Here is a 26,887-nt window from a genome sequence, read left to right as displayed (position 1 = left end):
GATCGACCAGGTCGCCGATCTGTCATCCTGAGACACGATGGAGGCCACTGTTCCAGAGATCAGCACTGTCCTTGTGGACGGTCCGTGGCAGCATCGTGACATATCCGCGAATGGCACTCGCCTGCACGTGGTCGAGTCTGGCGATGGTCCGCTCGTGTTGTTGCTACATGGTTTCCCACAGTTCTGGTGGGCCTGGCGCCACCAGCTGACCGGTATCGCCGCGGCCGGATACCGGGTGGTGGCTGCGGACCTGCGTGGATACGGCGCCAGCGACAAGCCGCCACGCGGGTATGACGTGTTCACCCTGTCCGATGATGTTGCCGGTCTGGTCCGGGCGCTCGGTGAGCGGGACGCGGTGATTGTCGGGCACGACTGGGGTGGGGTGGCGGGGTGGGCGACGGCGGCGCTTTTCCCGCGGCTGGTACGCGGTCTTGTCGTGCTGGCAATGCCCCATCCCCTGCGGATCCGGCACGAGATGGTGGCCAGCCCGCGCGGGCAGGGTGCCTCGGCCCGCCATCTGATCGCCTTCCAGCTGCCGTGGCGTCCGGAGCGGCAGCTGGTCGCCGATGACGCGGCAGATGTGGGGCGGCTGTTGCGGTTGTGGGGCGGTCCTGGTTATCCGGCTGCTGAGGTGGAACACCGCTATCGCGAGGCGATCCGTATCCCTGGGGTTGCGCATAGTTCCCTGGAATATCACCGTTGGGCTTTCCGATCGCTGTTCCGGCCGGACGGGGCTCGGTTCGCGGCGGCTCTGCGCCGACGGCCGGTGACCGCGCCGACGTTGCAGCTGCACGGCCGTCTTGACCGGTGCATGCTGGCCTCGACCGCGCAGGGCTCCGGGCGTTACGTCAGCGGTCCCTATACCTGGAAACTGCTGGACGGGGTGGGGCACTTCCTCCCGGAGGAGGCACCGGACATCATCACCAAAGAGATCGTCAGCTGGCTCGCGTTCTGACCCGTGTTTCGAAAGCCGCCTGTCTGGTTTGTCATGTTCGGGCGGGCTTTGGTTGTGTTCCCGGGGCCACCCTGATACAGCCCATCCGGTATCGGTGTGGCCTGTGGCCTTGCCAGGGAACGACCTGGACGCGGTTCCCTGGCCGCGCCGTAGATCCCGGGTAGTGAGGGCAGGCCCGGCGATCTCCGTCAGACGCAGCTCCAAGGCCAGGCCCAATCACAACTCTAGTCACAGCCCTGGGTGCTGACCTGGGCGGTCGCGACACGACCGGCGTTCGCCGAGCTGTCCACCTCGGCGCTGGTCAGCGCGTAGCCGGTCGCCGAGTCGTTGGTCGCGGCGGCGAACACGACTCCGTAGACGGTGCCCGCCTCGGACAGCAGCGGTCCACCGGAGTTTCCTGGCAGCACCTGGCCGCGGACGGCGTAGATGTCACGCAGCACCGTGCCCTGTGAGTAGATGTTGGGTGCTCTGGCTGTCTGACGATTGCGGATGCGTGCCGCCGCGGTCGTGTAAGGGCCGTCCTGGGGGTATCCGGCGACGACCGCGTCGTCCCCCGCGCGGCCCGCTGGATCGGCCTGAAAGGCCAGCGGGGCCCGGCGCAGTCCGGGCACGTACAGGACCGCGATGTCGGTGTCCGGGTTGAACAGCACCACTCTGGCCGCCATCATGGTGTTGCCCACTTCGACCTGTGGCCGCGCCACTCCGGCGACGACGTGGGCGTTCGTCATCACCCGCTCCGCGGCGTAGACGAAACCGGAGCCTTCGACCTGTTTGGAACATGACGGCGCGACGCCCCGGATCTTCAGAATGCTGGCCGAGGCGGCCTGTACGCCCGCGGTCGCGGCTGCCTGCGCGTCCGGTGGCTCGACGGGCACAATTCGCCCGCCGCCGAGGCTGGAGAAGACCTCCGGGAAGCCCCTCTGGTCGGCAAGCTGGCGGAGGTCCGCAAAGGCATTACGGAACGTGTCCGGCATGGCCCCGTCGACGGTCGTCAGGATTTCTGATCGGCGCACATGCTCGGCGAGGGTGCTGAACGGGGACCGGTCGATGGCCGTCGCCAGCAGCCAGGCCACCAGCAGCACTGAGATCCCCGACAGCAACGCGCCGGCGACCGAGTCGACGGTCTGGCCGGGTTGCCAGGTGAGCCGGTTGCGCAGGGCCGCCCCGACGGCGGTGGCGGCGATCTGCCCGACCAGGGCGAGTCCAAGAACGACCAGGATGCCGACCACGGCACCGTTCGTCTCGGCCCCGATGAGCCGCGCGAACGGCGCGGCGATGTTCGCGCCCAGCACGCCGCCACCGAGAAAGCCGACGAAGGACAACGCCCCGACGACGAAGCCCTGCCGGTAGCCGGACACGCCAAAGACAATCACTGTGACGAGCAGGATGATGTCAAGCATGTCGAACATGTCTGGCGGCCCGCTATCCGTTAGCTGATTATCAGTGTGCCACGCATGTTCGGGTGGATCGTGCAGATGAACGGGTACTGGCCGGGTTGATCCACTGTGAATGTGACGGAACGTGGTGTATCGGTCGTGGCATAGTTGGTCCGGGCCGCCGGGATCGTCGAGATCACGAAGTTGTGCGGGGGCGAGCCGTGCTCGACGGTCAGGTTCACCGTGATTTTTCCGGGTTTCGCGATCAGCGTCGCGGGCGTGAACTGAAGTGACGCGGTACCCACGACATCGAAGACCTGTGTACCATTTTCGATCTTCGGTGTGGCGCTTGAGACAGCCGTCGCCGAGCTGGTCGTCTTGCTGCTGCCGCAACCGCCGAGCGGGAGCGCCACGAGGATCGCGAGGACAACGCTCACCGCAACGCGAACAGTCCCCGTCGCCGCGGGGACGCCGCTGCGCCGGCGCCGGAGTCCGCCGGGCCGGGGCGGTGGGCGCTCGACGCTGTTGTCCGGGCCGCTCATTGGGCTCATGCCGGTTACTGTGCTCATGGTTGCCTCCGGTCCCTTATCGAGCGGACTGACCGTATCGTCCGGGGGGCGCTCATCCGGACTCACCCGTCAGTTCCGGCGCCCGCCCGGCGTCGGAGGGCGCTGATATGGCGGGTACAGGGGCTTCGACCTGCTCGGCTGGAAGCCACGGGCGCTCCCAGCCCCCCATCCGCAGCAGCGCGGCGAGCAGCCCACCGGTGAAGCCCCAGATGAACATGCCGTGTGCGCGGAAGGCCGGTCCGCGGTAGCCGGTCCGCGGGTGATGGGCCAGCACCCGATTCGCCGGGTCCGCCAACGTCGCGACAGGCACCCGCGCGACCGATGACGTCTCGTTCGAGTCCAGCGGAGCCACCGAGCACGGTGTGTGCCACCACGCCAGCACGGGTGTGACCAGGAAGTCGCTGGGTGGCAGGTAGAGAGCGGGGCCAGTGGCGAGCACCTGGACGCATTCCGGGTCCAGCCCGACCTCCTCCCGCGCCTCCCGCAGCGCTGTGGCTGCCGGGGACGCGTCACAGGGATCGGTGGCGCCACCGGGGAAAGCTGGCTGCCCGCCGTGGCTGCGCAGGTCAGGCGCACGTTCGATGAGCAGGATGTCCGTTCCGGCCGGGCCGTCTCCGAGCAGCATGAGGACGGCTGCTGGGCGCGCGCCGTTCGTCACCGGCACGTGGCTACGTGATTGCAGTTCGTCAGGGCGGGCCGAACGCAGGGCATCGGCCAGGTCAGCGAGCCATGCTGGCTGACCTGGCTGACCTGGCTGACCTGGCTGACCTGGCTGACCTGGCTGACCTGGCCGACCTGGCCGACCTGGCTGGTCCGGCGTGGCGTCCCGAGGGTACCGTGCCGATCGGGGAGCTCCGGTGTCGTCCGGATGCGGTCCGGGGCTCAACTGACCGCTTCGACGCCCTTGCGGACCAGCCGCGCGGCGTCATCTGAGGTGGTCGGGCCGAGGCCGAACGACGGGCACAGACGGGCCACACCGCACGCTCCGCATGCCGGGCGACGGGAGTGGCAGATCCGCCGGCCATGAAAGATCATTCGGTCGGACGCGATCGTGTAGTCGTGGCGCTCGAGCAGCTCGGCAAGGTCGTTCTCAACCTTGACCGGATCGGTGTTGCCGGTCAGCCCGAATCTGCGGGACAAGCGTCCGACATGGGTGTCCACCGTGATCCCGGGTATGTCGAAGGCGTGTCCGAGCACCACGTTGGCGGTCTTGCGGCCGACACCGGGCAGCGTGACGAGGTCGTCGAGGCGCGCGGGTACGTCGCCGGCGAAACGGTCGACCAGCGCGGCACCGATTCCGATGATCGAATTTGCCTTCGCTCGGAAGAAGCCCGTCGGACGCAGGACGGCTTCCAGCTCCGTGCGGTCCGCGCCGGCATAGTCGCTGGCCGTGCGATACAGCGCGAAGACCATCGGGGTCACCTCGTTGACCTTCTTGTCCGTGCACTGCGCGGACAGGACCGTCGCGACGAGGAGCTCGAGGGGGCTGCTGAAGTTCAGCGCGATCCGGGCATCCGGGTGGAGGTCGCCGAGGGTTCTGATGATCTTACGGGCTCGCCGCGTCCGCGCCAGCGGGCTCTCCGTGGCGGTGTTGACGGTGACGGGCACGGATCCAGAGTAACGGGCGAGCTGATCACGCTAGCTTCCGGTCTGCGTCGCGGATGTGTTCAATGTCGCAGGACGCATCCGGACCCCACGTGTTGGTTACGCACAGTCGTCCGTCACCATAGTGCCCGCCATGTTTCTGATTGCCGCGATCTCCTTTCCCCTCGTGCTGCTCGCCCTGCTGCTTGCGATGGAGCGGGTTGAGCGTCCCCTGCGTGCCGCCGACTCGGGGCAGGGCCTGGAGGGCTTCCTTGCCAACGCCAGGCCGGACGAGGTGAGCACCTTCGTCTCCCAGGGCCTGCCAGTCGCGCTGGAGCGTTACCGCCGACGTTTGCGGCGATCGACGCCGGGTAAGCACCGGGCGGTGTGAGGATGACTTTCAGTTGTTCTTTCGTTGATTTTTCTTGTTTTTCCGACTACGGAGAGTTATATAATCTCTCGATGCGTGTATGCCGCTGTGTGTGATCCCGTTCCTGGACGGGCCGTCCGGGCCTGAAATACCCCGATTGGGCCGACCTGTTCAAGACCCGACAGCCTGTTACGGCTTTCAGGTCGTGCCCTTTGGCTCCACTCCTGGCATGCTCGGACGCCGTGGACGATCTGCTTGCCCGTGTTCCCATGTTTGCTGGCCTGTCCGAACAGGATCGACAGGCCCTTAATGATCATCTTGAACGCCAGAACGTTACTCGAGGCGAAGTACTGTTTCGTGAAGGTGAAACCGGAGACCGTGTCTTCGTGATCCTTGCCGGAAAAGTCAAGATCGGGCGCGCCGCGTCCGACGGCCGCGAGAATCTCCTCATGGTGATGGGGCCTGGAGACCTCTTCGGCGAACTGTCGCTGTTCGACCCAGGGCCTCGTACGGCCAGCGCGACAGCGGTGACGGACGCATCGTTGGTCTCCCTGGAGCACACCGCGCTGCGGCCGTGGTTGGCCACCCGTCCCGAGGCGGCATCGCTGCTGCTTCGAGTACTGGCACAACGCCTGCGGCGAACCAACGACTCCATGGCCGACATGGTGTTCACCGACGTGCCTGGACGAGTGGCCAAGGCCCTTCTTGACCTGGCTGAACGGTTCGGCGAACCGGCGCAGCCCGGCAACGAGGCGGCCGGGGTCCGGGTCGAGCACGGTCTCACTCAGGAGGAGCTCGCCCAACTGGTTGGGGCGTCCCGCGAGACGGTCAACAAGGCGCTGGCGGATTTCGCCACGCGTGGTTGGCTGCGCCTGGACTCCCGCGCGGTGGTTCTGCTCGACCGGGAAAGGCTCGCCCGGCGCGCTCGCTAGAACCGGTCTGAAGGGGGCACAGGCCGGCCCGCACCCACACCCCGGCGGGTCCCAGGCAGCGCACTGGCGCGTTGCCTGGGACCCGCCGCGAGACCCGCTCCGTTGCGGGACCCGTTCCGCCGTGAGACCCGCTCGATCCGGCACGTCGCGTCCAGCCTGCGCTATGCCTGCCCGCTCGGCTCAGCGGCCAGCCTGGGAATGGCCGGTGGCGCCGTCGGCGGTATGGCCAGTGGCGCCGTCGGTGGCCCAGCTGGCGACGTGCTCAGACCCGTGGTGTAACTGTCCGGGGTGCAGCTGTCCGGCGCCGCGTCCGGGACAGCCGTGGCACCGGGGACGGCGGCGAGCAGCCGACGGGTCTGTGAGACCTCGCTCACCGCGCCCGTCGCGGTAGCCGCATCCAGCGCCTTCTCGTATGCCGCCCGAGCCTCGGCGGGTTTGCCGGCGGCGACCAGGGCGGTGCCCAGCGCCCGCCAGGCCAGCACCTGGGCGCGGATGTCCTCCGCCTCCACCTCGACCGCTCGCCGGGCAACAGCCAGCGCCTCGGCGGGTCTGCCCGCGTCCAGCAGAGTGCCGGCGAGATGCGCGTAGGCCTGACGACGTGGGAACAACAGGGTCGCCGGTTCGCCGGCGGCCAGCGCCTGCTCCAGCAGACTGATCGACTCCTGTAGCCGCCCCCGAGCCCGCGCAACCTGGGCGACCAGCACTTTTGCCCCCAGCTGCGCGTGGGGCTGCAGTTCAAGGCCGTCCAGGGTTTCCAGCGCGAGGGACGCGGCCTGCTCAGCCGAGTCGATCAGCCCGGCGTCGAGCCGGGTCAGCCCCAGCAGGACCAGGGCAAGCGCACCCACCACCGCGTGGCGGCCCATGTTGGCGGCGGCATGGGCGTCCTCCAGGTGGGCCGCGCCCCGTTCCGGATCACCCGCGCCGCGGGCGGCGAGCCCCTTGGCCACGAGGGTGAGCGCGGCTCCCCAGGTATCACCGGTGGCGCGGAACAACTCCGCCGCGCGCTCGGCCTCCGCTTCGGCCTCGGCGACATCCCCGAGTTCGGCGGCGGCGATCGCGTCGATGGTCAGGCATACGGCCAGGCCCCATCGCTCGCCCATCGCCTCGGCCATCTCGATCAGCTCCCGCGCGATGTGGCGAGCATGACTGAGCTGGCCTGACAACAGCCAGACCAGTGTCTCGGTGCCAGCGCACCAGCCCAGGCCGCCGGTGTCGTCCAACCGCCTGAAGACCTCGGAGGCGTCCCGCAGGTACTTTTCGGCATTCGGGTAGTCCCCACGGGTGGTCGCGCTCCAGGCAAGGTGCTGGAGCGCCCAGCCCACCCCGCGCGGGTCGCCGACCCGGCGGGCCAGCGTCAGCGCATCGGTGAACCGCTTCTCGGCGTGGCGCACCCGGCCGGCGGCGTACTCCAGCAGACCAAGCTGACGCAGGGTCGCCGCCACCAGCCGGTCGCTGCCGGCGAGCTGAGCCTGCTCCAGCGCGGTGACGAGCGCAGTAGCGGCCTGCTCGTCCCGGCCCTGCTTGTGCCGGAGATCGCCGAGGACGCGGTAGGCGGCGGCCCGGAGCTCAGGGGTGGTGACCCGGAGCGCGGGCCGAAGGGTGCGTTCGGCCTCATCCAGCCGGCGCAGGGATGCCAGCGCCTCGGCATGCAGCACGACTGCCCCGAGATCGTCGATCTCGTTGACGATGCCGCGGCCGAGCCTGCGCGCACTTGTGATCAGGTCACTGGCGCCGCGATGGTCGTCGCGGGCCAACGCCGAGCGGGCGACCCGTACCAGGGCGTGGAAGCCGGGCTCGCGAGCCGACCACGCGGGGTCCGTGGCGGGCAGCGCCATCGATGCCGCCAGGTCGTGGGCGCGTTCGGCATGATGCCCGACAAAGGCCGCGACCTCCGCCTCGGAGCCGCTGAGGAACTCCACCCCCCATTGCGCGGCCGCCGCGTGCCGGCGGGCTCGCTCCACCTTGGGCAGGCCGGCGTAGGCTACATCGCGGGCCATCGGATGGACGAACGTCCACAACGGTTCCCCGGGATGCGTGGGCCGCAGGAGCTGGCGTTCGGTGAGGGTTGCCAGCGCCCGGTGGACCTGGTCGCCCCGGCGGTCCTCCAGCGCGGGCAACGCGTCGGCGGGAAACCGGCTGCCGAGCACCGACGCGGACCGCAGGACGGCCTTCGCGATCGGGTCCAGGTCGTCGATACGGGCCGCCAGCACCGACTGCACTCCGGCCGGCAGTGTGGTCTCGGGCAGGGATCCCTCAAGCACCCAGCTGGAGGGCTCGATACCCGCCGACTGGCGGCGGCGGGTGCGTTGCACGGTGGATCCCGATGCCGCGAGCTCCTCGGTGCGGACGAGCGCTGACCCCGCGCTCTGGGAGCCTCGGTGCAGTACACCTCGGTCCACCAGCAGGTTCAGCAGCTCGGTGAGGAAGAACGGGTTTCCGTGTACCCGCCCGAGCAGCGCGGCGCGGGCGTTCTCGTCAAGTTCGGCGCCGCCGAGATAGTCCCGCAGCAGCCTCGCCGCGGCGGCTTCCGCCAGCGGTGCCAGCGCGAGCAGCTCCGGGTTGGGCAGCCCGGTCAAGGGCGGGGCCTCACGGTCGAGCAGGACGAGCAGGACCGGTCCGCGCAGCCGGCTTGCGAAACGCCGTAATCCCTGCCACAGCGCGGTCGTCGCCCACTCCAGATCATCTAGGATGATCACCAGCGGGCCGTCGTCGGACAGCCCCCCGAGCAGCACAGCGACGTCGTCGACGATCGCGTCGACGGCCCGGACGGTATGGCTGTCGGGACGGGCGTCGCGGCCGGCCGGATCACCCGGCGGGGTCTCCGCGGTGACTGTTGAGCGGCCTTCTGGCGGGACGCCCAGCAGAGCGAGCAGCTTGTCCGCCACTCCGCCGGGAATGCGGGTGCGCGCGGCGGGGTGTTCGAGGCGGCTGACGGTGCGCCGGACCCGCTCGGCGACCCGGTCCGGGCTGTCGCCTTCGCCCACCCCGGATGCCGTCCGCACGATGTCCATCAGCGGCGCGAGGTCACGCCCGTCACCGTGGCGGACCGTACGTCCCCACAGCACCCTGGCATCGGGCTGCGTACCGACCTGGCGGGCGAGTTCCGCCGCGATGCGGGTCTTGCCGATCCCGGCCTCACCGGTGACGACCACCGTCCGCGGCTGGCCATGGGCGACGACGTCCCGGAAGGCGGACACGAGAACCGCGAGCTGCTGGTCCCGGCCGGTGAACGGCGCGTCGTCACCGTGGCTGGGCCGGGCGACGTTCGACGGCCGCAGACTGATCAGTTCGTAGGCCGGGACGGGCTCACGCTTGCCCTTGAGTTTCAGCGCTGGCAGTGGCCGCCACGTTGCCACCGAGGTGGTGGCGACCACGGTGTGGTGTCCGGCGTACACGGCGCCGACCGCCGCCGCGTCAGACAGCCGTGCGGCGGTGTTGACAGTGTCGCCGATCACCGTGTAGCTCAGTGACGCCTGAATGCCGGCCAGTACCTCGCCGGTGTTGATCCCGACCCGCAGGCCGAGATGGCGCCCACCGCCGGCTTCGTCAGTGACCAGCCGGCGGACGGTCTCCTGCATCGCGGCGGCCGCGCGGACGGCTCGCTCCGGGTCGTCCTCGTGCGCGGTCGGTGCTCCGAACACGGCCATGATGCCGTCGCCGGTCAGGTTGTCGACCCGTCCACCGACCTCGGCGACATCGCGAGCGAGCGCGGCGAGCACCCGGTCGGTGACCTCACCGACCCGTTCGGGATCGAGGTCCTCGGCCCACGCGGTGAAGTCCGAGAGGTCACCGAACAGGACGGTGACCACCCGGCGCTCGGCACCTTCGTCCGCGCCCAGACCGTTTTCGGTCTGGAGGGGCAAGCCGCAGTGGAAGCAGAACCGCCCGCCGGGAACGGTGGGGGTGCCGCAGCGTGGGCAGCGCAGGGTGCCGGCGATGGGCGATGTGATCATCGGAACATCCCGTAGCCGGGGCCTGGCAAGGACATCCAGCCGGCCCGTCTGATATGCGGGGTTTGCCGGTATCGCCTCCATGTCGGAGCTGTTCTGGTGCAGTCGGACAAATGCGGAGCGTTACGCACGGGTAGTCGCCTCCCGGCCGCGAGCATAAGCCAACTGTACGGGATCTTCTTTTCCCGCTGATCTTAGCCACGTTCGGATGGAAAAAGAGCCATTTGGGATGTCTGGAAGATGTCGCCTTCCGTTGCCTGCGGCGATGATTCGACTACCTCAGTGGGAGAGCTGGCGCAAGTACTCGAGCTGGGCGTGGACCGATAGTTCCGCCGCCGGCCACAGCGCGGGGTCGACATCGGCATAGACCCGTCGGACGATTTCCCCGGCCGTCGTGTCGCCTGCCTCGACGGCTGTTCGGACCGCCCGCAGGCGGGCCTCCCGGTGGCTGAGGTATGTGTCGCAAGCCCGCCCCGCTGCCGGCAGCTCGGGCCCATGGCCGGGAAGGACGGTGGCATCGCCCAGCTCGCGCAGACGCCGCAGGCTCGCTAGGTAATCGCCGAGCCGCCCGTCAGGATGCGCCACCACCGTGCTGCCCCGCCCGAGGATTGTGTCGCCGGTGAGCACCGAGACGCCGTTGGCACTTGTGTCACTTGTGTCACTCACGCCGGTTCGGTGCCCGCCGGCCGCGGGTCCGCCGGTGTCGCCGGTGAGGACGAAGGACAGCGAGTCGCCGCTGTGGCCAGGCGTCGCCAGCACGCGGATCTCTACTCCGGCAGCGATGATCACATCGCCTTCGGCGAGCCCTTCGTCGCCGAGCCGGTGGGCGATGTCCAGGGCACGGACCGGAGCCGCCGTGCGGCTGTGGAGCGGAGCGGCGCCCGCGGCATGGTCGATATGACCATGGGTAAGCAGGATCATCTCAACTGGTCCCGCCGCGACGATCGCGTCGAGATGCCGATGATCAGGCGGGCCGGGGTCGACGACCACACAGCCGGTGGCACCGGGGGCGCGCAGCAGCCACGTGTTCGTGCCGTCCAGTGTCATCGGGCCGGGATTGGGCGCGAGCAGCACTGCCGCGAGTGTCGTCACCTGCCGGGGTACGGCAGGACGGGACGGCATCATGGCCACTGCCCGCCCGTGCCCGTCAGTCGATTGAGCCATAGTCGGTGTCGTGCGGGAACACAAGCCGGGCCGTGCCATCGCGCAACGAGATTTTTGGCATGATCGGTTCCATGTCCCGGGCGGTGGAAGCTGCCATGATTTCTTCGACGCTGGTGTAGTTCACCAACTCGCCGAGGGTGTACGCGGTGGGTGGCATCAGGCGTAGCCGATCCGCCAGGTAGTCGTCGAGCGCGGCCGCCGGCGACGTCCACAGCAGCCGGTCGGATTCGCCGGGAATCCGGCGGGTCAGCTGCGTGGTCGGCATCGCCGCGACGAAGAACCAGGTGTCGTAGCGGTGAGGTTCGGCCTCGGGCGTGATCCAGCGTGCCCAGGAGCGGAGCAGATCGATCCGTACCCCGAGGGCGCGTCGGGCCAGCACGGCGGCGAGGCTGGTCCGCCGGCTCTCCAACGCGGCCCGGTCCGATTCCCAGTCGGGGCCGCTGACATCGGCGATGGTGTTGCCGTCCGGTCCGGCGAGCAGGACACCGCTTTCCTCGAACGTCTCGCGCACCGCCGCGCACACCAGTGCTCGGGCCAGCGCTGGCCCGGCCCCGGGCAGGTATGGCGCTGCGGCCCCCGCCGTACCAAATCGGCGCGGCTCAGCGTCGCTGTCCGCTGGATCAACCGTCCCGCCTGGGAATACGTACATGCCGGCGGCAAAGGTCATCGTGGACGCCCGGCGCAACAGGCAGACCTCGACCCCGTCTGGCCCGCTGAGGGCGGGCCGGAGCAGGACCACCGTGGCCGCGGCGCGGGTGGGTGCCGGTGTGTCGATATCAGGACGATAGGACCGCGCCCGTTCCGGGATGCTCGACGGTAGCCGCTGGCGCAGGTGCGTGAGCAGGTCCTCGGTCACCGCGCTGGTCGGATCCGGCATGTGTCAGATGTTAGAACAGATGGTGGCGACCAGCTCGATCTCGACCGGGGCGCCCATGGGCAGGACGGCTACACCCACGGCGGAGCGGGCATGCCGCCCGGCGTCGCCGAACACCGCCGCGAGCAGCTCGCTCGCGCCGTTGACCACCGCTGGTTGTCCGGTGAACGCGGGCACGCTGGCGACGAACCCGACGACCTTGACGATGCCGGTGAGGGCATCGAGGCCGCCGGCGGCCGCGGCCGCGGCCGCGAGGGCGTTCAGCGCGCAGATGCGGGCCAGCTCGGTGGCGCGGTCAGGGGTGATCATGCCGCCGTCAGCGGCCGCGCCGACCTGGCCGCTGACGGCGAGCGTGCCGTCCACCAGCGGTAGTTGCCCGGCCGTCCACACCAGCTCGGCATGGCGGCGAGCCGGCAGGTAGGCGCCGGCTGGTGCCGGTACCGCGGGAAGTGCCAGCCCGAGCGCGGCCAGCCGCCGCGACGGAGTGGCCGCCTCGGTGCCCGCGGGCGTCATGCCGTCGAGACGTTCGTCGGCCGCTTGAAGTAGGCGACCAGGCTCTCCGGATTGGGGCCGGGAACGATCTGGACGAGCTCCCAGCCGTCCGCGCCCCAGGTGTCGAGGATCTGCTTGGTCGCATGGATCAACAGTGGCGCTGTCGCGTACTCCCAGGTCGTCATGACACGAGACCTTATTGGTCATCGCCGGGAGAGGGCGGGACGCATCGGCGGACCTGGCGTTCGACAGCCGTGCTTCCGCACGGAAGCCCGCACGGAAGGGGGTGGCCGAGCCGGGTACGGTCGTCGGTGTGACGTCGCAGGACACTCTGCCGCCTGGCGCCACTCGGGGGCCGTGGTCGTGCCGCCTTCATGTGGTCACCGGCAAGGGCGGCACCGGCAAGACGACCGTAGCCGGCGCGCTCGCGGTGGCGCTCGCGACCGGGGGGCGGCGGGTACTGCTCACCGAGGTCGAGGGGCGTCAGCAGATCGCGCAGCTGTTTGACACCCCGCCGCTGCCCTACGCCGAGCGTAAAGTGGCGAGTGCTCCAGGTGGTGGTGAGGTTTTCGCGCTCGCCATTGACGCGGAGGAGGCCCTGCTGGAGTACCTGGAAATGTTCTACAACCTCCGCCGCGCCGGCAGGGCGCTTGGCAAGATCGGCGCTATCGATTTCGCCACCACGATCGCGCCCGGGGTTCGTGACGTCCTGCTCACGGGCAAGGTGAAAGAAGCCGTGAACCGTCCGGACGCCACCCGTCCCGGCGGCAGGTCCTATGACGCGGTTGTTCTCGACGCGCCGCCGACCGGTCGTATTGCCCGGTTCCTCAACGTGAGCGCCGAGGTTGCCGGGCTGGCGAAAATGGGTCCGATCCGTACTCAGGCCGACAGCGTGATGGCGGTGATGCGGTCCGCCGCGACTGTTGTGCATTTTGTCACCCTCCTCGAGGAGATGCCGATTCAGGAGACGGTGGACGGCGTCGCTGAGGTGAGAACCGCGGGCCTCGCGGTCGGCGGTGTCATCGTGAATATGATCCGGAAGCCGTTGTTGGCGGCCGATGACATCGAGCGGGCCAGCGCCAATGAATTGGATCTTGAAGGACTGGTGGCAGGCATGAAGGAGGCCGGCATTCAGGCCGGCGTCGAGCTGGTCGGCGCGCTCGCGGCCGAAGCGGCTCAGCACGCGCGCCGGGTACGCCTGGAAGCGGCTGAACGAGCCGAGGTCGAGACGCTGGGCCGGCCCGTATACGAACTGCCCCTGGTCGCCGACGGCGTGGATGTTGGCGTGATCTACCGGTTTGCGGACCTGCTGCGCAAACAGCGGATGGTCGGATGAGCACGACGCAGGGGCAGCCCGCACAACGGCCGCTGCCCGTCCCGTCGGTGCCGGCAGCGCCGTTGGATGTCGATGCGATGCTTGACAGTGAGAAGATCATTGTGTGCTGCGGGTCGGGCGGCGTCGGGAAAACCACCATTGCCGCGGCGCTGGCCCTGCGGGCGGCGGAACAGGGCCGCCAGGTGGTCGTTCTGACGATTGACCCGGCACGTCGGCTGGCCCAGTCCATGGGGCTGAGCGAACTGGACAACATTCCTCGGGAAGTCGCCGGGGTCGACCGGTCGGCCGGCGGCCGGCTGGACGCGATGATGCTCGACATGAAAAGGACGTTCGACGAGATCGTGCTGGCGCACGCAGCCCCGGACAGAGCTCAGCAGCTGCTTGAAAATCCTTTCTACCAGTCGTTGTCGTCGTCCTTTGCCGGTACCCAGGAGTACATGGCCATGGAGAAACTCGGCCAGCTGGACGCCACCGGGGACTGGGACCTCATCGTCGTTGACACGCCGCCGACCAGGTCGGCGCTGGACTTTCTTGACGCACCCACCCGGCTGGGGGCGTTTCTCGACGGTCGCTTGCTTCGGCTGCTGCTCGCCCCGGCGAAGGCAGGTGGAAAAATGTACCTGAAAGTCGTCGGGGTTGGGCTCGGTATGTTCGGCAAGATTCTGACCAAGATTGTCGGTGCGCAGCTCCTGACGGACGTCAGCCAGTTCGTGGCGGCGCTGGAAACCATGTTTGGCGGTTTTCGGCAGCGTGCCGAGCAGACGTACCAGTTGTTGGGCGCACCCGGTACTTCATTTGTTGTGGTAGCCGCGCCCGAGGCCGCCGCATTGCGGGAGGCGTCCTATTTTGTTGATCGACTGGATTCGGATGGAATGCCGTTGGCGGGGCTTGTCATCAATCGGGTCCACCCGGTGTGTTCCGCGGCTCGCGGCCTGACCGTGGAACGCAGTCTCGCCGCGGCCGAAACACTCGCCGAGCACGCCGGGCATCCACTGACAGCGGCTGTACTGCGGGTCCACGCGGAAAGAGTAAGGCTGGCCACGCGCGAGAACCGGCTGCGGGAGCGTTTCACCAGCGCGCATCCTGACACACCGCTGGTTGAGGTCGACGCGCTGGCCGGAGACATTCACGATCTTGATGGCCTCCGCGATGTCGGTGCCGCGCTCGCTGGGGAGAAAGTACTCCACCAGGCTGGTTAGCGCGTTTCGGCCCGTTCGTGGTGCCCGGCCAAAGGGCGCGCGATCATTTTTTGCGTGTCCTGCGGCCTCGAGGGCCCCCAGCCAGCGTGGCGCTGTTCGTATGCCGCGCGTCCCGGGGTGCCCCGGGACGCCGTCGTCGAGAGGTTGTCTCCTGGGTGACGTCGACGTCCCGAGCATCCCGTCGGAGTGTGATAATGAGATACTGAGGACGAATCGGAGGCTGGATCGTCGACTGGGGGGGCCGAGGTGCGGACGGTCCTAACCCGCGGAGGCAGCCCCATGGTGGGCGCGCGCATCCGCAAGCAGTTTTCGCCAGGAGGTGACATCGGGCCGTCGCCGCAGAAGCGCCCGGCGTTCCCGTTCGGTCATACCTCCCCAGACTCCGAATTCGACTCGGTTGTCAAGGGCATCAGCGAGGCATTCGGTACGAACGGCGCATCCGAAGCATCGGGTCTTGACGCGATTCTGGGCGGCACCTTGAACGAAGAGATCGTCCGGGTCAAGATCACGGCAGGCCGCGTTCGCGGTCCAGTCGCCATCAACGGTCGAGCCGATCAACTGGGTCGAGCTGGCACGTCGTGCGGCGCTGGTGCGGGTAGCCAGGCTGCTGGTCATGCCACCTGCCTTTCTTCTCGAGTCCGGGTCAGGGGGCCCGTGCGGGTGGTGACGTGGCTTCGCCCGAAACCGTACGGAGCGCCTTTGCCACGGCACAGACCCCACACGGGTGGTTGTCCAAATGACCCGTCCGGGCCATTGATCCGAGTGATAAATGTGGTGCGTTCTGTCACCGCTTCGTGTCGTCCGCGTGACATCCACGTGTCTGGGGAGCGGGGTCATAGGCTTGTGCCAATTGCGCGGCCGAGTGGCCGCGAGGGGGGCCATTTGGAGGTTCCCGGACGTGACAGCGACGACAGGAACATACCGTCGGCATCCGGAACCTCCGGCCGGTTCTGGTCGTTCCGGTGCCACCGGACGCATCGCACCCGCAGGCGCCCGGCGGCCTGCGAGACTCCGGTCCTTCCGGCCGCGTGCCCGGACAGCGGCCAGGCGGACGACGCGATTCATGATCATCAGTGGGCTGTCCGGTGTCCTGCTCGCGTTCATGGCGGTGCCGTTCGTGGCCCTGGTAGGCCTCACGGCCAAGGGCGGCGCCGACTCGTTCCTGGAGCTGCCCGCGAACCTCACCGTGCCGCCGTTGCCGCAGGCCTCCCGGATACTTGATTCCCAGGGAAATGTGATCGGATACCTGCGAGGTGAGCAGGACCGAGAGATTGTGACGATTGATCAGGTGCCGATGGTGATGCGTCAGGCGATCATCGACATCGAGGATTCCCGTTTCTACGAACACACCGGCCTTGATTACAAGGGGCTCATCCGGGCCTATGTCACCAACCAGGAGTCAGGTTCTGTCACGCAGGGTGGTTCAACGCTTACCCAGCAGTATGTGAAGAATGTTCTGCTACAGGCGGCAACCACCAGGGAAAGCAAGGATGCAGCCACCGAGCAAACGGTCAAGCGAAAGCTCCGAGAGGCCCGCTACGCACTGTATTTAGAGGATCACCTGAGTAAGGACCAGATTCTCGAGCGGTATCTGAACATAGCCTATTTCGGTGACGGTGCCTACGGTGTGCAGACCGCGGCGAAACACTATTTCAACGTCGACGTGAGTCGGCTTACCCTGCCACAGGCGGCGATGCTGGCCGGTCTGGTGAAAAATCCCACGGCCTACAATCCGGTGCTACATCCGCAGGCGGCTACGATCCGCCGTGACATCGTCCTGGAGCGTATGCACGAACTCGGCCACATCAACGACAGCCAACTGAGCGAGACCAAGGCAGTGCCGTTGACACTGAACCGTCCGCCACAGGCGGCAGATCCCTGCCAGCTGTCGTCGGTGCCGTTCTTCTGTGCCTACGTCCGCCGCGTGCTGCTTGCCGACGAGCGGTTCGGGGCGACCCAGGCGGACCGCGAGCGGCTGTTGTTCGAGGGCGGTCTGACGATTCGCACCACACTCAGCCCGATTGCCCAGGCTGCCGCGCAGAACGCCGCGTCCGGTGTCGTGCCACCGGGTAGCCGGGTTGCCGCGGGCGTGGCGATGATCCAACCCGGTACCGGAAAAGTGCTGGCACTGGCCATCAACCGAGTGTACGGACCGTCCTCGGACGGTCTGCCGCCGGAGCGTACGACCGACTTCACCCACACAAAACAGATTATTCCGCTCGAGGAGACCTCGTTCTCGCCGGGCTCCACCTTCAAGGTCTTCACGCTGGCGGCGGCCATTGAGAAGGGAATGCCCCTGGGTACCACGTACTACTCGCCGGTGTGTTATCACTCGAACATCTTCAACAATCCTCGCGCGGAGGGGAGCACGCGGGCGAGCACCGCGGACTGCTTCGGCAACGCCGATCCGAACGAAGCCGGCCTGTACTCGATGACGACGGCAACCTGGCACTCGGTGAACACCTATTACATCCAGCTCGCGGAGAAGGTCGGCGTCCAGAGCACCGCCGAGATGGCTCGCCGGCTCGGCGTCACGTCATGCCGAGTACAGGATCACACCTCGGCGCTCAGGCAGCGCTGTCCGCCCGGTGGCATAGGAGCACGCGACGGTTCGGCTGTCCTCGGTTCCAACGAGATCTCCACAATGGACCTGGCGACCGCCTATGCCACGCTTGCCAATCACGGCATCCGCTGTGATCCACAACCTTTTGAATCGATCACCCAGCGGGTCGGCGGTACGGATCGGCCGGTCGCCTACGCCGCGCCCCAGCCATGCCGCCAGGTCCTCGGGGCGAATGTCGCGGACAGCGTCACCTCGGTGCTGGAGGGGGTCATCCTCCATGGAACAGGGGCGAAAAACGCGCAGATCGGCAGACCGGCGGCTGGTAAGACCGGGACCGCGCAGGGTTTCAGCACCGCTTCGTTCGCCGGCTACATCCCGCAGCTCGCCGTCGCGGTGACCCTCGCCGACCCGAGGTCGCCCACGACCTACCCGTTGCGCAACGTCCTGGGCTTTAACCAGGTCTATGGTGGTGATCTGCCCGCCGAGGTATGGGCGAGAACCATGCGTGGCGCGATCGACGGGCTCAAGCTGCCAGTGGCGGCAATGCCCGCTCCCGACGACAGCGAGCCCAATCCGCCGAAGCAGACACTGCCCGATGTCGTCGGCCAGAACGTTGTCCTGGCACGGGCGCTGTTGACCGCGCAGGGCTTCGGGGTGACGGTTCAGGAGGTCAACAACGTGGCTCCGGCGGGTACGGTGCTGGCGATGAATCCGGCGGGCGGCCAGGAGGTCCCGGCTGGTTCGGACGTGGTGCTGATGGTCTCGCAGGGTCCTGACTCGCAGCTTCGACCGGACAGCGGCGGAGCCCCCGCCGAACAGCCCGCAACGGCGCCGCCCCGGCAACCCGTGACAGCGACCGCGAGCCCGACACACCGACGAGGGAATGGCATTCTCGACATATTCGGCGGAGACTGAGGACGTAGCGTGACCGGCAATACGTGACCGGCAAGAGGGGACGCGGTGCCGCGGGGCTTGGGTGCGTGCGTCAGGTGGCAAGCCGGGCACGGACCAGGACGGAGACGCGGGAGCCGTCCGCTCGCCCGGCCACCTCGGCTTGGACCGCTTTCATGGCGGCGCCCATCGCCTTCGGGCCGACGAGTCCCTGTTCGCCGATCACTCGTTCGATGATCAGAATGAGCTCGTCGTCGGTCAGCTGCTGGGGAAGGTAAGTGGCGAGGATCGCACCCTCGTTGCGTTCCTGTTCGGCCTGGTTCATCCGGCCGGCCGCAGCGAACGCATCCGCGGCCTCCCGCCGCTTGCGGACCTCGCGGGTGAGCACCTTCCGCACGTCCTCGTCGGACAGCTCGCGGACGCTGGTACCGGCTACCTCCTCGTCCTTCACCGCGGCCATGGCCATGCGAAGGGTGGATGTGCGCAGTGCGTCCCGAGCCTTCATCGAAGTGGTGAGATCCGCCCGCAGGCGCTCCTTGAGTTCGCTCACGCGACCTGACCCTAGCCGTTCCGTCGCTCCGGGACCTCCAAGGATACGATCATCAGCCTTCCCGTTGTTGATCATTCGCGTGACGCGGCGCGGCGCGGCGCGGAGAACAGCCGCAATGGGCGAAACCTGGGCCACACTGGTCTGATGACGGGTACGCGACGGTTCCCCCCGGGCACGCTTCGAAGGACCGCCAGACGCGCGGCCACCGGATTCGGTGCGGCAGGCGCATTGAGCCTCGCCTATGCCGCCGGCTATGAGCGGAGCGCGTACACTCTGCGCCGTCTGGTGGTTCCGGCGCTGGCTGGCGAGGTCCGCCCGCTGCGTATCCTGCACATCTCTGATCTGCACATCACCCCCAAACAGGGAGGGAAACTGGCGTGGATCTCGGAGCTGGCTCGTCTGATGCCCGATCTTGTGGCATTGACTGGTGACGTACTGTCACATCCTGATGCGGACAGGCCGACCCTGGAGGCGCTGTCTCCGTTGTTCGGCTTCTCCGGCGTGTTCGTACCGGGGAACAACGACTACTTTGCGCCGACCTTGAAGAGCCCACATCACTACTTTCTGTCGGAGGACGACTCCAGGCCGAAGGGGCTCCCGTTGGACTGGGCCGCGTTCGCAAAGACCCTTGCGGGCGACAGCGGATGGATCGACCTGACCAACCATCGGACGGTGATGCGGGTCGCCGGACGGCGGATCGATGTCCGCGGCGTCGATGACGCCCGGTTGGGACGTGATCGTCTTTCCTCGGTGATCGGCCCTCGGGAGGACGCTGATGTTGAACTGCGGCTCGGGCTGTCGCACACTCCGGAGCCGCGGGTGCTGGACGCCTACACCTCCGATGGGGTGGCGCTGACGCTGTCCGGGCACACCCACGGCGGCCAGGTCCGGGTGCCGTTCCTCGGGGCGCTGGTCACCAACTGCGGTATTGATCGTGCCCGGGTGCGCGGACTCTCCCGGTACGAGGCGGGCGGGCGGGGGTCGTGGCTGCATGTATCCGCTGGTCTGGGGACCTCACCATTTGCGCCGGTCCGCTTCGCCTGCCGGCCCGAAGCTACTTTGATCACACTTACAGCCTGAGGGCCGGCGGAGGCGATCCCACAGCTCCCTTGGAGCCAGGACGGCCCACGGGAACTCGGTGTCCCAGGCCGCTTGATGGATCAGGTAGACTCTGCGATGGTCGCGGGGTGTGGCGCAGCTTGGTAGCGCGCTTCGTTCGGGACGAAGAGGTCGTGGGTTCGAATCCCGCCACCCCGACCCAGGTCAGGGGCATGATCCGCAACAAGGGATCATGCCCCTGAGTGTCTAACTGGGTGACTGACGTTCTGAGGGCAAAGAAAGATCCGCTCCATGGCTGTTGCCCCTTGGTCGATGACCGGGCGGATCTGCTTCCGGTAGACGGCTTCGGTGACGGCCGTCCCGCTGTGGCCAACCAGACGCGAGATCTGCTCCAGCGATACGCCATCGTCCGAGAGCAGGGACACGAAGCTGTGCCGGAGCTCCTGCGGCGTCCACTCCTTCGCGACCAGGCCCGCGACGCCGCGTCCCCTATTGCCGGTCGCTCTTACTTGGCCCAGCTCACTCGAAGAACTGTGATCATGTTCCATCGGTCTTCGATGGTGTAGAGGACCACGCCCCACCCGTCGCCGAAGTGGGTCGACCACTGGTCCCGGGTGGGGCTGTAGTCGCCGTAGCGCCGCGGAGCGGTGCACAGCAGGGCCAGCTTGTCGTCCAGTGTCTGCCGGGCGTCGGCGGACAGAGACCGGCGCTGCTCGTCGGCGTAGGTGACCCACCTCGCGGTGTACCGGACCACCGGGAACGGGTCAGCCCCGGGTGACGGCGGCGGGTTCGGATGTGATGTTGAACACGGTGGAATCCCCGGCCGCGATCCGGCGCCGTGTCTCGTCGACCTCGGCCTGGACCTCGGGGTTCGCGCAGAGGAGGGCCTCGGTCCACCACACGCGCACCACGGTGTCGAGCGGGGCGATGTCGAAGGTGTCCGCCGCGGTGGCCAGCGCCGCGCGGAACTCGGTCTCGAAGGCCGGCCGCATAGCCGGCGGGAGAGCGGCCCGGATCGCGGCGGGGCTCTTGTCGACGCGGCGAATGTACACACTTGGTGCACCAGCACTTACACCGACATCACCCATAGAGCCATTGTCTCACCGGGTGGCACAGCTCGGTACGCGTAACCACGCTGACCACGGGCGCGCGTGTACGGGGGAAGTGGGAAAGAGTTCCACCTTCTCCACCCTGTGCGCGTTCCCGCAGGTCAACCGGGTGGACGTCCAGGTGGAGAAGCGCTGCGGGCAGAGCTGGCCGACGCCGCACCGGCTGCGGCCAGCCTGGCAGGTGTAGGCCCGGCGGAGTTGACCGCTGTCGATCACCGGGCGGATCTGTTTCCGGTAGACGGCCTTGGTGACCGCCGTCCCGCTGCGGCCAACCAGGCGGGAAATCCGCTCCAGCGGCATGCCGCTGTCCGGGAGCGGCGACGAGCAGGTGCGCCGCGCGTCATGCGGGAATCAACCGACGACGACATCGTCCCCGTCGAGGCGTAAGGGCAGCCGGGTGAGCGGCAGGGGCGCCGGGCCGCCAATGACCGCTCCGCTCGATGCCGAGTACAACGCACCATGGCAGGGGCAGGCGAACTGCTGGTCGGAGATCTGGAAGTTCACGGCACACCCGGCATGCGTGCACACTGCCGAAAACGCGGCGAACCCACCCGCCGGTAGGTGGACAAGCCAGGCCGGTTCCCCGGATCGGGGGTTGGTGAACTTTTTCGCCGATCCCTGGTAGATCTCATCGGCTCGCGCCACAATCGTGGCCTCTCCGGTTGCGATCGCCGTGGGCGGGCGGGAGACCGTATGCCCACCGACCGCGCGTCCTATCCAGGCGGTCAGGCCGGCGGTGCTGAGAGCCCCGAGCGCCGCGAGGCCGGTTGCCGCCCCCTGGCGCAACAACACGCGGCGCCGAGGGTCGTGGGCGCGTACTCGGGCGAGCCAGGCGTCCACCGACAGTACGCCGGCGGCGCCCACCGCGATGAACGGCAGCCACATGACCAGAAAAACGACGTCGGAGCCGTAGTAGTACGGCCGTGTGTGCCAGCTGACGGTGAGCAGGAACAGCAGGGAGAACATGGCGCCGGTGGCGGCGGCGAGCCGAGCCCACAGACCGAGGAGGGTCCCGACGCCCACCGCGACCTCGCCTAGGGCAATCAGGACCCCGACGGTGTCCGGATACGGCTGGAGCAGGCCGAGTAGCCCGCCGATCGGGCTGGCAGGGACAAGGACCGCAAGCTGTCGATGGATCGATGTCGGCGAAGCCGGGTCGAGGTAGCCGGGGTCGGCGAGTTTCTGCAGACCGGCGAAGGTGAACGTGACGCCGAGGAACAGCCGCAACGGCAGCAGTGGCCAGCCTGGCTCGGTGAGCCGGGCTGGCCGGCTGGTGCCCGTGCTCGTGGCGCCGTCCATAGTTTTCACGATCAGTGCAGGTTACCCGTGACCGCTCAGCGGAGGAGCGGAGCTGCATGATCGTGTTCTTTCGCGCCGCTCGGGCGCTCTCAGCGGCTCTTTGGTGCCTCGCTCCGGCTCGGTCTGCTGTCGGGTTCCGTTGTGACGGAGCGGCGCTGTAGTCCGGCTGTGATCGCACCAACGAAGATTTTTGCGATCAGTCCGACGGCGATGAGGTCACCCATCATCTGAATAATTGTGATTATTCTGGCTGTCTCGGTCCGGGGCGCGATGTCGCCGAATCCGACCGTACTGAAAACGGTAATTGTGAAATACAGCGCGTCCGTGCGGGTCAATGGCTCGGTGAAGGCCGCGACCTCTTCCCGGGCGAGCAGAAAATAGGTTGTCGCAAAGATCAGTAAAAACAGCGGCAGGGACGCGGCGACAGACTCCACGGCGCGCAGCCTCGGATGGCTGGAATGGGCAATCTGCCAGACCTGAATGCTGACCACGATGGTGAATACGAACAGACCGATGGCCATTCCAACGGCGGTACCAGCGCCGATCCTCCGGTCCAGCGGCAGGAGGTAGTAAATGCCGACCAGCACGGTCGTCGTCAGCAGTGCGCGCAGCATGGAGCGAAGGATGACCCGACGGCGTCGCGTCGGCCGCCGGGCCTCATGCCGTGCGTTCGTCACGGTGTCCCACGGATCCCGTGTGGTCACGAGGTCGCGTGGCCGGTGCTGGCACGGACCGCACCGGTATCAGCGCCGCTGCCCGGCTGGCCCCGCCCGGCAGCTGGGAGGTGGGCTCGCGGTCCGTCGCCTCGCTGGCGTAGCGTGACACGGGCAGCGGCGGCAAGTAGCCGTGGCTCTCGTCGGCACCGTGCGGCGAACAGGTCCGGACGCTCGGCGGTGTGCCGTGCGCGAATGTCGGCAAGTCGCCGCGGCACAGAAATGATCTTTCCGGTTGCGTCCGCTGTCATGTCCGCGTAGACGAGCGCGTCCATGACGGGTCCGTTCTCTGCCGGGAACTCATCAAGGGCGTTCAGCAGCCCTCTCGGTCGCGCCAGCAGCCGTGCTTCGGAGTGATGCGCGACCAGAGCGGCAAGCCGTGCCGGCGCGCCAGCCTGGATGAGGTGGATCGCGCCGTCGAGGGGATGGAACCCGGTATCGATCAGTAGCGGTGCATAGCCGATGTCGTGCAGCCAGGCCGCGGCAACGAGCAGTTCCCGGTCGGCTGGTGCGACAGTGGAAGCGATCCTGCCCGCCTGAGCCGCCACTGCCTGAGAGTGTGCCCAGCGGGCGGGCAGCGGTCGCAGCAGCAGATATGCGGTCGCACGGGCAGCGGCGGCAGTCGCGTCGAAGCGTTGTGGCAGCGGCAATGTGGACCTGCCGTGCTGGTGGCTGTCGCCGGCAGGATCAGGGAAGGAGTCGGTCACAGAGTCCTCCGTGTCCGGTGATCACGGCGTTGCCCACAGGGGCCACCCGCAGGTGCTGGATGCTGGGCGCCGACGGCGGCACCCGCGGCGAGCGCATCGGTCTCGTAGGTCAGGCTCCAACTGCTCGGGGTTCGAGGGGCCGGTTACTGCCGAGCCCAGCAGCGGTATGCCCATCCAGGCGCATTCCACCGCTGACCAGGCCAGTTCATTTTGGCTACGCCGATTCCGGCGGGAGAAATCCTTGCAAGACCGGCTTACCAGGCGGATCGCCGCCAGACTGGTTCAGACGTCCGCTAAGGAGGAGGTAGGTGCGGGGGTACGTGTTCCCCGGGGCCGCGGCCTGGCGGATCGTGCGACGTTCGAGGCGGTCGCGGGCGGCGGACGTGATTGCGTGGATACCGGTTGCATTGTTGCCGCCGGCGGCTTGGATGCCGTGCTGGCCGGAGATCTGGGCGTAGGCGTGGCCGGTGGGCCGGACGTGGCGGTGGGCCGCGGTGCCGGGGCGGTGGTTGCCGGCGGCGGTGCGCTTGTCTGGGTCGGTTGTGGCGTTACCGGCGTTACCGGAGTTGCCGGCGGATTAGTGGTGGATCGCGTCGCATTTGTGGGATTTTTTGATGATTCAGTCATCTGGATGGAGTCTGGCTGGGTTGACGTGACCGGCTCTCTTGGTGTCGATTTCGCGACATTCGCCGCATTGGGTGCGGCTGCGATGGGCTCGGCGGAAGGCGGTGGCGGTATGTTCACCGGCTGCGCTGACGGCGGGCCTTCGCCGAGTACTGACGGTTCGCTGAGCAGCATTCCAGCCGAATTCCCGGGCCGGCCAGAGGTCCACACCCCCGCAACGGTCGGAACGATGGTGCTGCCGCTCGGCGCGGGCGCGACCACCGGCGTTGGGATGGCGCCGTGGATGTCCGCACCGCCACCAGAGGCGACACGCAGCGCTACGGCGACCGCCAGCCCGGCGGTGATGCCGAGCGCGATCCCAGCGGCAACGGTGACCAGCGCCAGTTGCCAACGGCGAACGGGGGCTGCGCCGGAGGTGGGTGGCCGGTGCGTGGTTGCGGTCTGCCGGCCGGCTGGGGCCGGCTGGCCGGCTGCGGCGAGATTCCCCGCGCGACCAGCCGCCGGTGCTGTCGGTGCCGCCGGTGGCACGGGTACAGCCACCGGTAGCGGCGTAGGGGCTGACGGAGGCGGTAGCGGTGGCGCGATCAGAACGTGCCGGGTGACCTGGTCCGCGAGGTCCACGCTGTCCACATAATTGCGGACGACACCGGTGACCAGCTCGACGGCGGTAGGCCGCCGTCCCGGATCCCTGTTGAGCGCTTGTAGCGTCAATGGTCTTAGGCCGTCGGGAATACCGCTGAGGTCGGGTTCTTCCCGCAGCATGCGAAGCGCCGAGGCGGTGGGCGTGTCCGCGGCGAAGGGGTGCCGCCCGGTCGCGGCGAACACGACGCACATGGCCCAGGAAAAGACGTCGGCAGCGGGCCCGGCCCGTTCACCGCGCAGCTGTTCCGGTGCCATCCAGGCGACTGTCCCGATGACGTGCCCGGTCTGGGTGTGTTCGGTGGTGTCGACGGCATGGGCGATCCCGAAGTCGATGACCTTCGGGCCGTCCCAGGCCAGCAGGATGTTCGACGGTTTCAGATCGCGGTGTACCAGCCCGGCCGTGTGGACCGCGACGAGAGCGTCGGCGAGGCCTGTGGCGAGGTTCACCAGGGTGGAGCTGCCGAGCCGGCCACGCTCGGCCACAGCTGTGGCAAGACTCACGCCATCGACGTACTCGGTCGCCATCCACGGGCGCTCCGCGTCGACGTCGGCGTCGCGCACCTCGGCTACGTAGTTGCCGCGGACGCGGCGCGCTGCCGCGACCTCGCGGCGAAACCGCTTCCGGAAGTCCGCATTGTTGATCAATTCTGGGCGGATGACCTTGACTGCCAAGGGATGGCCGTCATCGTCAAAGCCGAGATAGACGGTGCCCATCCCGCCGGCGCCCAGTCGTCCCTGGAGCCAGTACCTCCCGACTTTTCGGGGATCAGCGTCGGTCAGCGGCGCCAGCACGCCCGCTCCTCTCCTATGATCCGCACCCCATCCCCGGATCACGCTACCGAGCCCGGCGGGGTTTACGGCTGTCGGCGCATCAACTTTCTCGAGTGCGCTCTACTTGATCGTGGTGATCAAACGTATGATCGATCACATTCGTATGTCGCTGGCTGGTCGGGGTGTATAGATAAAAGATTGTCGTAAGCGTAACCGGATGTGATCATGCTGATCGTCAGATGGTGCCAAGGAGCCGGCGGCGAGGTCGTGGCCGCCCGTGCGCGGATTTTTTCGAACTTTTTAGATCAAAAGTGCCTATTTCCGGATCCGAACCTCGGAAGATAGCCCGTGCTCGGACCGGTTGCCGGCTGATTTCGCGGCTTGCCGGTTGCCGGCGGTGTTTTTGATCACTTTGTCGCCGCAGGCAGGCCCGGTGTGCCGCGCGGGCCGCACCTGAACTCCTGTCGGTGCCTGTCGCGAGGTCGACGACCGGCCTTTTGCGCCGGATCCCGAGTTCATGGGCGATGTCCATCCAGTCATGGCTGTTGCGTGGCAAGGCCGGTCGCCGGTGCTGCCCTCCTCTCCATGGCGGGCCAAGGGCAGCGCGCAGCGCTCTGATCTCCCGGTCGCGCTCAGCGATCGTGGCACGGATACGGCCCCATACGTCGATAGCGGAAACCATTGGTCCATAATGTTTCACTGAGACCGAAGGCGGATGTACAACTCGATGCAAGGGATGTCGGTCACGTACCGCTTTGCTGGTACAGGCAGTTGTCTTGGGCCGACCTGGGGACGGCTGACCCGCCACGGGCGGCCGGTCAGCAAAGGGGGTCCTGGGAGGCAGGGGGAAGAGTCGATTTCCGTTACGCATCGTGGTGTGGGCGGGAGGTCCCCGGCTGGAGGTCGTCATAGAAGATCATTAAATAGCAGGCTGGCGCTCACAGGAGTTTCACAGGAAATCTTACTATTAGTCGGGAGGATCATCCGTTCACTGGCAAAAAAGTATTTTTCATATTATGACGGGGCCTGGGTTCCGAGTAGTTGGAATAGGTTTTCCGTGTTTCGGGGCGGCCCGGTGGCGTCCAGCTCGCCGCGAAGGCCATTGTCCAGATGGCACGAATTCCGATACCTCGCCGAGATATCCGGACCGACTGGTTC

25 protein-coding genes, 1 tRNA gene and 2 pseudogenes are annotated in these 26,887 nt (G+C 67.6%); 9 read left to right on the top strand and 19 right to left on the bottom strand.

The genetic code is table 11. From position 1 onward, the window contains the following. Positions 1–37: 37 nt before the first annotated feature. Positions 38–955 carry an alpha/beta fold hydrolase gene (locus tag MJ797_RS03165; protein ID WP_239331642.1) on the top strand — a complete coding sequence of 306 codons (918 nt, stop codon included), beginning with the start codon at positions 38–40 and terminating at the stop codon, positions 953–955. A gap of 224 nt (positions 956–1,179) precedes the next feature. Here the strand turns inward: MJ797_RS03165 and MJ797_RS03160 are convergent, their stop codons facing one another. The 4 genes from MJ797_RS03160 to nth all read right to left on the bottom strand — a co-directional run bounded on the left by MJ797_RS03160 (position 1,180) and on the right by nth (position 4,508). Beyond that, complete coding sequence (locus tag MJ797_RS03160; protein ID WP_239331640.1) at positions 1,180–2,364, bottom strand: MarP family serine protease; 1,185 nt, start codon at positions 2,362–2,364, stop codon at positions 1,180–1,182. A 20-nt stretch (positions 2,365–2,384) separates the two neighbouring features. Next, positions 2,385–2,900, bottom strand: coding sequence for a cupredoxin domain-containing protein (locus tag MJ797_RS03155; protein WP_239331638.1), 516 nt, complete (start codon positions 2,898–2,900; stop codon positions 2,385–2,387). A 52-nt stretch (positions 2,901–2,952) separates the two neighbouring features. Next, entirely contained in the window at positions 2,953–3,558 is a 606-nt protein-coding gene (locus MJ797_RS03150) for a CoA pyrophosphatase (protein WP_239331636.1), read from the bottom strand. 224 nt (positions 3,559–3,782) lie between these two features. Next, positions 3,783–4,508, bottom strand: coding sequence for an endonuclease III (gene nth / locus MJ797_RS03145; RefSeq protein WP_239331634.1), 726 nt, complete (start codon positions 4,506–4,508; stop codon positions 3,783–3,785). 130 nt (positions 4,509–4,638) lie between these two features. On the opposite strand from nth, the gene MJ797_RS03140 reads away from it, so the two are divergent. Beyond that, entirely contained in the window at positions 4,639–4,875 is a 237-nt protein-coding gene (locus MJ797_RS03140; protein WP_239311007.1) for a hypothetical protein, read from the top strand. A gap of 221 nt (positions 4,876–5,096) precedes the next feature. Continuing rightward, a complete protein-coding gene (locus tag MJ797_RS03135) occupies positions 5,097–5,786 on the top strand; it encodes a Crp/Fnr family transcriptional regulator (RefSeq protein WP_239311006.1) in 690 nt (229 codons plus the stop codon). Between the two features lie 161 nt (positions 5,787–5,947). On the opposite strand, the gene MJ797_RS03130 is transcribed toward MJ797_RS03135, so the two are convergent. The 5 genes from MJ797_RS03130 to MJ797_RS03110 form a co-directional block, all read right to left on the bottom strand. After that, positions 5,948–9,739 carry a tetratricopeptide repeat protein gene (locus MJ797_RS03130; protein ID WP_239331632.1) on the bottom strand — a complete coding sequence of 1,264 codons (3,792 nt, stop codon included), beginning with the start codon at positions 9,737–9,739 and terminating at the stop codon, positions 5,948–5,950. 276 nt (positions 9,740–10,015) lie between these two features. Further along, positions 10,016–10,858, bottom strand: a complete 843-nt coding sequence (locus MJ797_RS03125) for an MBL fold metallo-hydrolase (RefSeq protein WP_239331771.1) — start codon at positions 10,856–10,858, stop codon at positions 10,016–10,018. 25 nt (positions 10,859–10,883) lie between these two features. Beyond that, positions 10,884–11,777 (bottom strand): NUDIX hydrolase, encoded by an 894-nt coding sequence (locus MJ797_RS03120; RefSeq protein WP_239331630.1) that lies wholly within the window; start codon positions 11,775–11,777, stop codon positions 10,884–10,886. Between the two features lie 3 nt (positions 11,778–11,780). Then, the gene (locus tag MJ797_RS03115; protein WP_239331628.1) at positions 11,781–12,287 is read right to left on the bottom strand and encodes a RidA family protein; all 507 of its coding nucleotides are present in this window, start codon (positions 12,285–12,287) and stop codon (positions 11,781–11,783) included. Continuing rightward, entirely contained in the window at positions 12,284–12,451 is a 168-nt protein-coding gene (locus MJ797_RS03110; protein ID WP_239310997.1) for a DUF4177 domain-containing protein, read from the bottom strand. The genes MJ797_RS03115 and MJ797_RS03110 overlap by 4 nt, the downstream gene beginning before the upstream one ends. Positions 12,452–12,552: 101 nt before the next feature. Here MJ797_RS03110 and MJ797_RS03105 point away from each other — a divergent pair, with 101 nt between their 5' ends. Together MJ797_RS03105 and MJ797_RS03100 are read left to right on the top strand one after the other, a co-directional pair. Continuing rightward, entirely contained in the window at positions 12,553–13,602 is a 1,050-nt protein-coding gene (locus MJ797_RS03105) for an ArsA-related P-loop ATPase (RefSeq protein WP_374581307.1), read from the top strand. Then, entirely contained in the window at positions 13,599–14,801 is a 1,203-nt protein-coding gene (locus MJ797_RS03100; protein WP_239331626.1) for an ArsA-related P-loop ATPase, read from the top strand. Before MJ797_RS03105 ends, MJ797_RS03100 begins: the two co-directional genes overlap by 4 nt. Positions 14,802–15,059: 258 nt before the next feature. Here the strand turns inward: MJ797_RS03100 and MJ797_RS03095 are convergent, their stop codons facing one another. Continuing rightward, a complete protein-coding gene (locus tag MJ797_RS03095) occupies positions 15,060–15,416 on the bottom strand; it encodes a WhiB family transcriptional regulator (RefSeq protein WP_239331624.1) in 357 nt (118 codons plus the stop codon). A gap of 448 nt (positions 15,417–15,864) precedes the next feature. On the opposite strand from MJ797_RS03095, the gene MJ797_RS03090 reads away from it, so the two are divergent. Continuing rightward, positions 15,865–18,279: a transglycosylase domain-containing protein gene (locus MJ797_RS03090; protein WP_239331622.1), complete on the top strand. Its 2,415-nt coding sequence runs from the start codon at positions 15,865–15,867 to the stop codon at positions 18,277–18,279. 70 nt (positions 18,280–18,349) lie between these two features. Here the strand turns inward: MJ797_RS03090 and MJ797_RS03085 are convergent, their stop codons facing one another. Beyond that, entirely contained in the window at positions 18,350–18,805 is a 456-nt protein-coding gene (locus MJ797_RS03085) for a GatB/YqeY domain-containing protein (RefSeq protein ID WP_239331620.1), read from the bottom strand. A gap of 144 nt (positions 18,806–18,949) precedes the next feature. Between MJ797_RS03085 and MJ797_RS03080 the strand changes: the two genes are divergently transcribed. Then, positions 18,950–19,885: a metallophosphoesterase gene (locus MJ797_RS03080; protein WP_239331618.1), complete on the top strand. Its 936-nt coding sequence runs from the start codon at positions 18,950–18,952 to the stop codon at positions 19,883–19,885. A gap of 103 nt (positions 19,886–19,988) precedes the next feature. After that, positions 19,989–20,062 (top strand) — tRNA-Pro (locus MJ797_RS03075). Positions 20,063–20,094: 32 nt separating this feature from the next. Here the strand turns inward: MJ797_RS03075 and MJ797_RS27365 are convergent. The 3 genes and pseudogenes from MJ797_RS27365 to MJ797_RS03065 form a co-directional block, all read right to left on the bottom strand. Then, positions 20,095–20,331: pseudogene (locus MJ797_RS27365) on the bottom strand (hypothetical protein); the annotation flags it as partial. A 38-nt stretch (positions 20,332–20,369) separates the two neighbouring features. Continuing rightward, positions 20,370–20,618 carry a hypothetical protein gene (locus tag MJ797_RS03070; protein WP_239331616.1) on the bottom strand — a complete coding sequence of 83 codons (249 nt, stop codon included), beginning with the start codon at positions 20,616–20,618 and terminating at the stop codon, positions 20,370–20,372. Between the two features lie 10 nt (positions 20,619–20,628). Further along, complete coding sequence (locus MJ797_RS03065; protein ID WP_239331614.1) at positions 20,629–20,916, bottom strand: DUF6247 family protein; 288 nt, start codon at positions 20,914–20,916, stop codon at positions 20,629–20,631. A gap of 112 nt (positions 20,917–21,028) precedes the next feature. Here MJ797_RS03065 and MJ797_RS26920 point away from each other — a divergent pair, with 112 nt between their 5' ends. Then, positions 21,029–21,160, top strand: a complete 132-nt coding sequence (locus MJ797_RS26920; RefSeq protein ID WP_255738214.1) for a hypothetical protein — start codon at positions 21,029–21,031, stop codon at positions 21,158–21,160. A gap of 14 nt (positions 21,161–21,174) precedes the next feature. Here the strand turns inward: MJ797_RS26920 and MJ797_RS27360 are convergent. The 5 genes and pseudogenes from MJ797_RS27360 to MJ797_RS03040 form a co-directional block, all read right to left on the bottom strand. Then, positions 21,175–21,294: pseudogene (locus MJ797_RS27360) on the bottom strand (site-specific integrase); the annotation flags it as partial. A gap of 30 nt (positions 21,295–21,324) precedes the next feature. After that, a complete protein-coding gene (locus tag MJ797_RS27165) occupies positions 21,325–22,272 on the bottom strand; it encodes a TQO small subunit DoxD (protein WP_305039672.1) in 948 nt (315 codons plus the stop codon). Between the two features lie 89 nt (positions 22,273–22,361). After that, complete coding sequence (locus MJ797_RS03050; protein WP_239331612.1) at positions 22,362–22,976, bottom strand: potassium channel family protein; 615 nt, start codon at positions 22,974–22,976, stop codon at positions 22,362–22,364. Further along, positions 22,973–23,692, bottom strand: a complete 720-nt coding sequence (locus tag MJ797_RS03045; protein WP_239331610.1) for an HD domain-containing protein — start codon at positions 23,690–23,692, stop codon at positions 22,973–22,975. Before MJ797_RS03045 ends, MJ797_RS03050 begins: the two co-directional genes overlap by 4 nt. A gap of 282 nt (positions 23,693–23,974) precedes the next feature. After that, positions 23,975–25,750, bottom strand: coding sequence for a serine/threonine-protein kinase (locus tag MJ797_RS03040; RefSeq protein WP_239331608.1), 1,776 nt, complete (start codon positions 25,748–25,750; stop codon positions 23,975–23,977). Between the last annotated feature and the right edge of the window lie 1,137 nt (positions 25,751–26,887).

Origin of the sequence: Protofrankia sp. CiP3, assembly GCF_917627345.1 — a bacterium.
Lineage (GTDB): Bacteria > Actinomycetota > Actinomycetes > Frankiales > Frankiaceae > Protofrankia.
Note: the sequence above shows the minus strand (reverse complement) of the source record. Positions and strands in the feature narration are given on the sequence as shown.